Raw genomic sequence first — 6,761 nt, forward strand, 5'->3', positions numbered from 1 at the left:
ATCGCGGCGGCGCGCATCGTAGCGGCGGGGGCGGCTCCGGCCGGGGATCATTCGGACGATCCGGCCCGGGGCCGGCCCACTCCTTTCGGACGATCTCGCGCGCCGCGCCGGGATCGCCCTACCGTGCCGGCGGACCGGCCGCGGTGCGGACCGGCCGGAGAGTCGCGGAGTCGTCCGGTGCGCAGCTTAGAGGCCTCGTCCCCCGTCCCGGAGGTCTGCGTCATCATCGCGGCCCGGGACGCCGCGGACACGATCGCGACCGCCGTCGCCTCGGCGCTCCGGCAGCCGGAGGTCGCCGAGGTCATCGTCGTGGACGACGCCTCCGCGGACCCGACCGGCGCGGCCGCCGCGGCGGCCGACGACGGTACCGGCCGCCTGCGGATTATCCGGCTCACCGAGAATGTCGGACCCGCCGAGGCCCGGAACCGCGCCATCGCGGCCGCCCGCGCCCCGCTGCTCTGCATCCTCGACGCCGACGACTACTTCCTCGAGGGCCGGCTCGGCCGGCTCCTCTCCGCGCCCCGGACCTGGGATCTGATCGCCGACGACATCGTCATGGTCCGCGGCCGCGAGGCGGCCTCCGCCGCCGGCCTCGTCACCGGACCGGGGCGGCCGCAGCGGCTCACCCTCGCGGCCTTCGTGACCGGCAACATCCCCCGTCCCGGCGCGAGCCGGCGCGAGCTCGGCTTCCTGAAGCCGATCATGCGGCGGGGTTTCCTGGACCGGCAGGGGCTGCGCTACGACGCGCGCCTGCGGCTCGGGGAGGATTACGCCCTCTACGTCGAGGCGCTGGCGGCCGGGGCGGTGTTCGCCGTGACCGCGCCCTGCGGCTACGTCGCGGTCGAGCGGTCGAACTCGCTGAGCGCGCAGCACCGGACGGACGACCTCGGGGCGATGCTGGCCTTCGACGACGCCATGCTGGGCCGGCCGGGTCTCGCCCCGGAGGCGCGGGTGGCCCTCCGGGCCCACCGCGCCGCCACGGCGCGGCGCTGGCAGCACCGGCGCGTCCTCGACCGGCGGCGCGCCCAGGGCTACGCGGCGGCCCTGCGGGAGCTGCTCGGCACGCCCCTGGCGTGGCGCCACATCCTGTCGGTGACCCTGGCGGACAAGCTCGCGCGCCTCGTGCCCGCGTCCGTGCCGGAGCGGGAGACCGGTCCGCGCCTGCTCCTCGGACCGGAGCGCCGCCTCGAGCCGGCGCGCTGAGCCGGCGCCGGGCCGGGCCGACAGCGGCGCGTCAGCGCTCCTCCCTGCGCGCCCGCACGGCCGCCACGTCGGACCGGACCTCGTCCAGCGCGCTGCGGACCCGCTCCAGGGCCGTCGAGACCGTCGCGTCCAGGTCCGGATCGACGGCGTCCGGCGCCGTGCCGTGACGGAAGCCGTCCAGCAGGTAGGGCATCATCTTGCCGTGGAGCGCCGTGTAGGCACCGGGACTGGACAACTCGTAGACGACCGCGAGAGCGTGATAGGCTCGGACGAGAACCTCGAGCGCGACATCCGCGCTGCGCGCCCCCCGATCGCAATCATCGTTGCCCATCATCGTGCTTGATAATTTATTGCTGCCCCGTCCGCCGGGTAACATGCCCACTTAAGACTGTCGACGTCGGGAGCCATTGCAATCTTCGATCCCCTATGGCGCGGGGCCGTTTATCCGCGCGCCATGGCTCGACTGCAACAGTCGCTGAATAGCGGGGGGCAATTCAAGGTCTCGTCTAGCCACGGAGCTGCCGCGTCGGCCGGATCATTGTGGCGATCTTGGTCTCGACCTCGACCAAAACGCTGTTCACAAGGTGAAGGGCGCCGTCAACTGTACCGGTTGTCAGGCTCTCGTCGCGGCTCGTCTCCTGGATGATGCGGAAATTGTCCTCGACGAACGCGCGGATCTTCTGCTGGACGTCGACGAACTCTCCCGGATGGGCCGTCTCGTAGAGGAGCGCCAGGGCCAGGTAGGCGCGCCCCACCATGTCCAGCGCCAGGGTCGTGCTGACCTCAGAATGTCCGGCGTCCGGGGGCGACACGACGACTGAATTTCCTGTCGGATGTTAGTTATTTACACTATCACGGACTTTATTCGGCGCCAACCGCGCCGATGATCGGTGATGTGGATTCTGCATTGATTCCCGTCGACCGTGGGCCGGTCCTCGGCGGGGCGGTCGGTGCCCGGTCGGAGCGCCGACACGACGCGCGCGGGCGCCGCGCCTGCCAGCAATCCTCGCCACAGTGATCAACGGACCGCCGGCAGGCCGGTCCGGGTAAGCCGGGCTCGGGTTGGTGAGACGCATCCCGTCGCGTGCGGCGCGGGCTCCGTGACCGTCCCGGGCCGATCGCGCGCGGCGTTAACGGCCGGCGGTGGCCCGGCGCTCGGCGCGGTCTTGGCCCGGCGCCAGATCCTGCGCGATCCGCAGCTTGAGCGCGAGGATCCGGTTGTGTCGCGCCATCGCGAGGAGCGACTCGGCGGTCCCGACATCGCCGCGCATCCGCAGCGCGTGGGCGGCCAGCGCCATCTGGGCAGCCATCGCGTCCGCCTGGCGGGCGGCGTGCGGGACGTTCTGGGAGAGGGGCATTCCGGATGGCCACGGTTCGAGGGCTCAGCCGATCCTCCGGACGATCCGTTAACGATATCTTAATGGCCGCACCCCCGCGCCGTCCGAGCGGCGCGGGCCGTCACTTCCGGATGGGCAGGCGGCCGACCAGCCAGCCCTCCTCGTTGCGCACGAGGAGGGTCCAGGGCGGCTCCCGGCCGTTTCCCGTAATCTCGTCGGCCATCTCGGCGATCACGCTACGCGCCTCGATCAGGGCTTCCTCGAGGCCAGCGGCCTCGACCCCCACGTGGTCGTGGATCGTCTCCTCGGCATTTGCGATCTCGAAGTAGAAACGCGCCGCCAACAGGGTTCTCCTCCGCCGGAACTCTTCGGGGAGTTCAGTTCTATAGACCGGTGTTAGCATCTTAGCCGTTCGCGCTCCCGGACAAAGCGGTCGGGAAAAAGCAGCCTGTCTTTGACAATTCGGGTGATGCGCCGGGAAAATGTTCGCGCGATCGTCGACCGGCGCCGCCGGATCAGCCGAATGGCGTAGCCGCCCGGCCGCCGCCATGGCCAGATGGCGATGTAAGGCGCGGTTCGGGGCGGCCCGGCTGCCGGTTCGGGACGGGCCGCGGCGGGGTCGGGCCGGTCGGGCCGAATCGTCGCCGCTACGCCCGATCGGCAGAGCCGCGTACGCCTAAGATATGATGTTGGTGGCCCTGTCGGGCCGCCGTAGACCCGAGCGTCGGTGCGATCGCGGCGAGGATTCCATGAACATCACGATGGTCGGGTCGGGCTATGTCGGTCTGGTCTCTGGCGCGTGCTTTGCGGATTTCGGCCACACGGTCGTGTGCGTCGACAGCAATCGCGGCCGGATCGACGCGCTGAATGCCGGCCGGATGCCGATCTACGAGCCGGGCCTCGAGGCCCTGGTCGCCGAGAACGTCCGCCAGGACCGCCTGTCCTTCATCACCGACCTGGAGACGGCGGTCGGTCAGGCTGACGCGGTCTTCATCGCGGTGGGCACGCCCTCCCGCCGCGGCGACGGCTTCGCCGACCTGAGCTACGTCTACGCGGCCGCCCGCAGCATCGCGCGCGCGCTGCGCGGCTTCACGGTGGTGGTGACCAAGTCGACCGTGCCGGTGGGCACCGGCGACGAGGTCGAGCGCATCATCCGCGAGACCAACCCCGAGGCGCAGTTCGCGGTCGTCTCGAACCCCGAGTTCCTGCGCGAGGGCGCGGCCATCGCCGACTTCAAGCGCCCCGACCGCATCGTCGTCGGCACCGACGAGCCGCGGGCCGTGGCGGTCATGGAGCAGATCTACCGCCCGCTCTACCTCAACGCCGCGCCGATCGTCGCGATGAGCCGCCGGACGGCCGAGCTGACCAAGTACGCGGCGAACGCGTTCCTCGCGGCGAAGATCACGTTCATCAACGAGGTGGCGGATCTGTGCGAGGCGGTGGGCGCGGACGTGCAGGCGGTGGCGCGCGGCATCGGCCTGGACAACCGGATTGGGTCGAAGTTCCTGCATGCCGGGCCGGGCTACGGCGGCTCGTGCTTCCCCAAGGACACGCTGGCCCTAGTCAAGACCGCGCAGGATGCGGGCACCCCGCTGCGGCTGGTCGAGACGGTGGTGGCGGTCAACGACCAGCGCAAGCGCGCGATGGCGCGCAAGGTGATCAAGGCCTGCGGCGGGTCGGTGCGCGGCCGGACGGTGGCGCTGCTGGGCCTGACCTTCAAGCCGAACACCGACGACATGCGCGACGCGCCCGCGCTGGCGATCGTGGCGGGTCTGCAGGACGCCGGCGCCGTAATCCGCGCCTACGATCCCGAGGGCATGGAGCAGGCGCGCCCGCTCCTGCCCGGCGTCGCCTTCGCGGAGGATGCCTACCACTGTGCCGAGGGCGCCGACGCGCTGGTCCTCGTCACCGAGTGGGACGCGTTCCGGGCCCTCGACCTCGACCGGCTGCGGGCGGCGATGCAGCGACCGGTCCTCGTGGATCTCCGCAACGTCTACCGGGCCGCCGACGTCCGGGCGCACGGCTTCGCCTACAGCAGCGTGGGCCGCCCTGACGAACCCGGTGACCAGCCCGGCGACGAGTCCGAGATCCCGCCGGCTCTGCCCCCCGCCGACGCCGTCGCCGGGACCGCGTGAGGCGGGGCCGGGCCCGCGGAACGCGGGCCCGTCGTCGCCCGGCGCCGGTGAGGGCGGCGGACGGGAGCCCCGCCGATCCGCTGGACGATCACCCGTACGAGCGACCCGGCGCGCGGCCGCTCCGGCCGCGGTGACCGCGCCGGCGCGCGGGGCGAGAGGACGGGGAGGCCGATCCGCGGCGTCGGGACCGGGCCGGTGGCGCCGCGCCGATCCGCCGACCGCTTGGCGGGACGGTCGGACGCGAAACGGGTCCCCTCGCGGGCCGCCCGGGCAGGCGATCCACGAGGAGACCCCGAAGCTCCGTCCGGCCGCGCCGGACCGAATTTCTGCCAGGGCGGCCCCGCCGCGGCGGGGCCGGCGCCCGAGCGATCAGGCCGCCGGAGCCTTCACGCTCGCCAGGCTGGAATCTTCCCGGAGGAAGTACTTGTTGGTCAGGTAGGCGACCTCGGTCCGGTTCTTGGCCTTGAGCTTCTTCATGATGTTGCGGACGTGAACCTTCACGGTGCTCTCGCACATGTTGAGTTCGTACGCGATGATCTTGTTCGGCGTCCCCTTCCGGAGCGCCCGCGCCACGCAGAGCTGCCGCGGCGAGAAGATGTCGTCGTCCCCGGCCTCGACCGGCTCGTCCACCTTGATGTTGGCCAGCAGGGGGAGGAGGCATTCGGCCGGGATGTAGACGCCGCCGGCCTGCACGAGCTGGAGCGCCTGCAGGGCGATGTCCACGGAGGTCGTCGTCGGGATGTAGCCTTTGACGCCGAGCTTGATGATCCGCACGATCTGGTCGAGGTTCTCGCCGTCCGAGATGACGGCCACCGGCGGAGCGCCGGCCTCGCCCTGCAGGAACGCCAGTTCCCGCGTGATCTCGGTCCATTCGGTCTCGGTCAGGTTGCCGTCGGGCCGGCAGAGCACGACCACGCTCGCGGCGACGAACGGCGTCTGCCGCTTCCACGATTCGATGTCCGCGAAGACTTCGAACGACGTCTGCCGGTCGGCCTCGCTGAGCGAGGCGGCGAGGCATCGGCCGACGAGCTGGCGTCGATCGATGATGACGATGCGGCTGGCGCGGCCCCGGGACTGGTCCCGTTGCTCGACGACGACCGGGTTGTCACCGGCATGTGCACCCGAAAAGCCGCGGCGGCTTTCGGCCGTGTCCCGCTCAACGAGGGTGAGCGCGTCTCGAGTACCAAGACTGGCCATAGAAAATTACCTCCTTTCGAAGGAAGCCGAATGTCAGCGATGACGGGATACCCAATGCGCTCGCCGACGGCGTGACACTGAGATACGCGGTGGCGCCGGTCGCCTTGGGGCGATTGCCGATGACCACGGATACAATGCTAGCTTTCGTAAAATCGTCTGTAAATACCCTATTTGAATCTTAACCCTTAAATTGCAGGGCTAAATACAATCATCGCGCACTACGTACGTACATAGTGATTTGTTTGATTGCGCACGACGGTGCTGGTGGAGAGATGCATTCGCAAGATCATTCGCCGTCTGTGGTGGTCCGATTCAAGATCTTTTCGAATGTAGTCGCTCAGATGTCGGTTTTAAGAATATCGAAACTTTGTCTTATTCGGAACTACTTGTTGCGTGGTCGTATCGGTGGGACTTCGAGGGCAATTCAATGATCTCGGTGCGATGTAGGTATTCGTGACGGGAGTATTCGAGGGATGAGGGCCCGCTGTACCTGACTGAGGCTAAAAGGCAACATGCGTACTCGGTTGTTTACCCTGTTGGGGTCCGAGTACTGATTTCATCGGTGCGGCGCTGTACCAAACGGCACGCTCCGCGGGAGGAGAGGCCGCCCCGCGCGCCGTCCGACGCGACGGGCGAATCACTGGCGGATCCCTGCCGGGATCCGGAATCGCCGCGGCGGCGATCGAGAGCGCTCTCCGCCGAAGTGGATACCGGTTCGGCGTGAGAGAGCGCGTCGAGACAAAGGACTAGAGCCGTGGGGGGGGGGGGGGGGGGGGGGGGGGGGGGGGGGGGGGGCCCCCGCCCCCCCCGGGGCGGCCCCGGCCCCGCCGCGCCCCGCCCCGGGCCCCGCGGGGCCGGGGGCCCGGGGCGGCGCGGCCGGGCCGCCGCC

General features: G+C 70.1%; 7 protein-coding genes. 2 read left to right on the top strand and 5 right to left on the bottom strand.

From position 1 onward, the window contains the following. Positions 1-177: 177 nt before the first annotated feature. A complete protein-coding gene (locus tag ABIC30_RS27705) occupies positions 178-1,203 on the top strand; it encodes a glycosyltransferase family 2 protein (protein WP_020091199.1) in 1,026 nt (341 codons plus the stop codon). A 31-nt stretch (positions 1,204-1,234) separates the two neighbouring features. Here ABIC30_RS27705 and ABIC30_RS27710 read toward each other — a convergent pair whose 3' ends face one another. From ABIC30_RS27710 to ABIC30_RS27725, 4 genes are all read right to left on the bottom strand, one after another. Further along, positions 1,235-1,537 (bottom strand): hypothetical protein, encoded by a 303-nt coding sequence (locus ABIC30_RS27710; protein WP_234081760.1) that lies wholly within the window; start codon positions 1,535-1,537, stop codon positions 1,235-1,237. Positions 1,538-1,709: 172 nt separating this feature from the next. Then, positions 1,710-2,015: a hypothetical protein gene (locus tag ABIC30_RS27715; RefSeq protein WP_020091197.1), complete on the bottom strand. Its 306-nt coding sequence runs from the start codon at positions 2,013-2,015 to the stop codon at positions 1,710-1,712. 318 nt (positions 2,016-2,333) lie between these two features. Further along, positions 2,334-2,561, bottom strand: a complete 228-nt coding sequence (locus ABIC30_RS27720; protein WP_020091196.1) for a hypothetical protein — start codon at positions 2,559-2,561, stop codon at positions 2,334-2,336. 100 nt (positions 2,562-2,661) lie between these two features. Beyond that, positions 2,662-2,883: a DUF6894 family protein gene (locus ABIC30_RS27725; protein WP_020091195.1), complete on the bottom strand. Its 222-nt coding sequence runs from the start codon at positions 2,881-2,883 to the stop codon at positions 2,662-2,664. A gap of 406 nt (positions 2,884-3,289) precedes the next feature. Here ABIC30_RS27725 and ABIC30_RS27730 point away from each other — a divergent pair, with 406 nt between their 5' ends. Next, positions 3,290-4,675, top strand: coding sequence for a UDP-glucose dehydrogenase family protein (locus ABIC30_RS27730; protein ID WP_020091194.1), 1,386 nt, complete (start codon positions 3,290-3,292; stop codon positions 4,673-4,675). A gap of 369 nt (positions 4,676-5,044) precedes the next feature. Here ABIC30_RS27730 and ABIC30_RS27735 read toward each other — a convergent pair whose 3' ends face one another. Next, the gene (locus tag ABIC30_RS27735; RefSeq protein WP_020091193.1) at positions 5,045-5,872 is read right to left on the bottom strand and encodes a LuxR C-terminal-related transcriptional regulator; all 828 of its coding nucleotides are present in this window, start codon (positions 5,870-5,872) and stop codon (positions 5,045-5,047) included. Between the last annotated feature and the right edge of the window lie 889 nt (positions 5,873-6,761).

The sequence above is a fragment of the Methylobacterium sp. 1030 genome (assembly GCF_040544715.1).
In the GTDB taxonomy this organism is placed as follows: Bacteria; Pseudomonadota; Alphaproteobacteria; order Rhizobiales; family Beijerinckiaceae; genus Methylobacterium.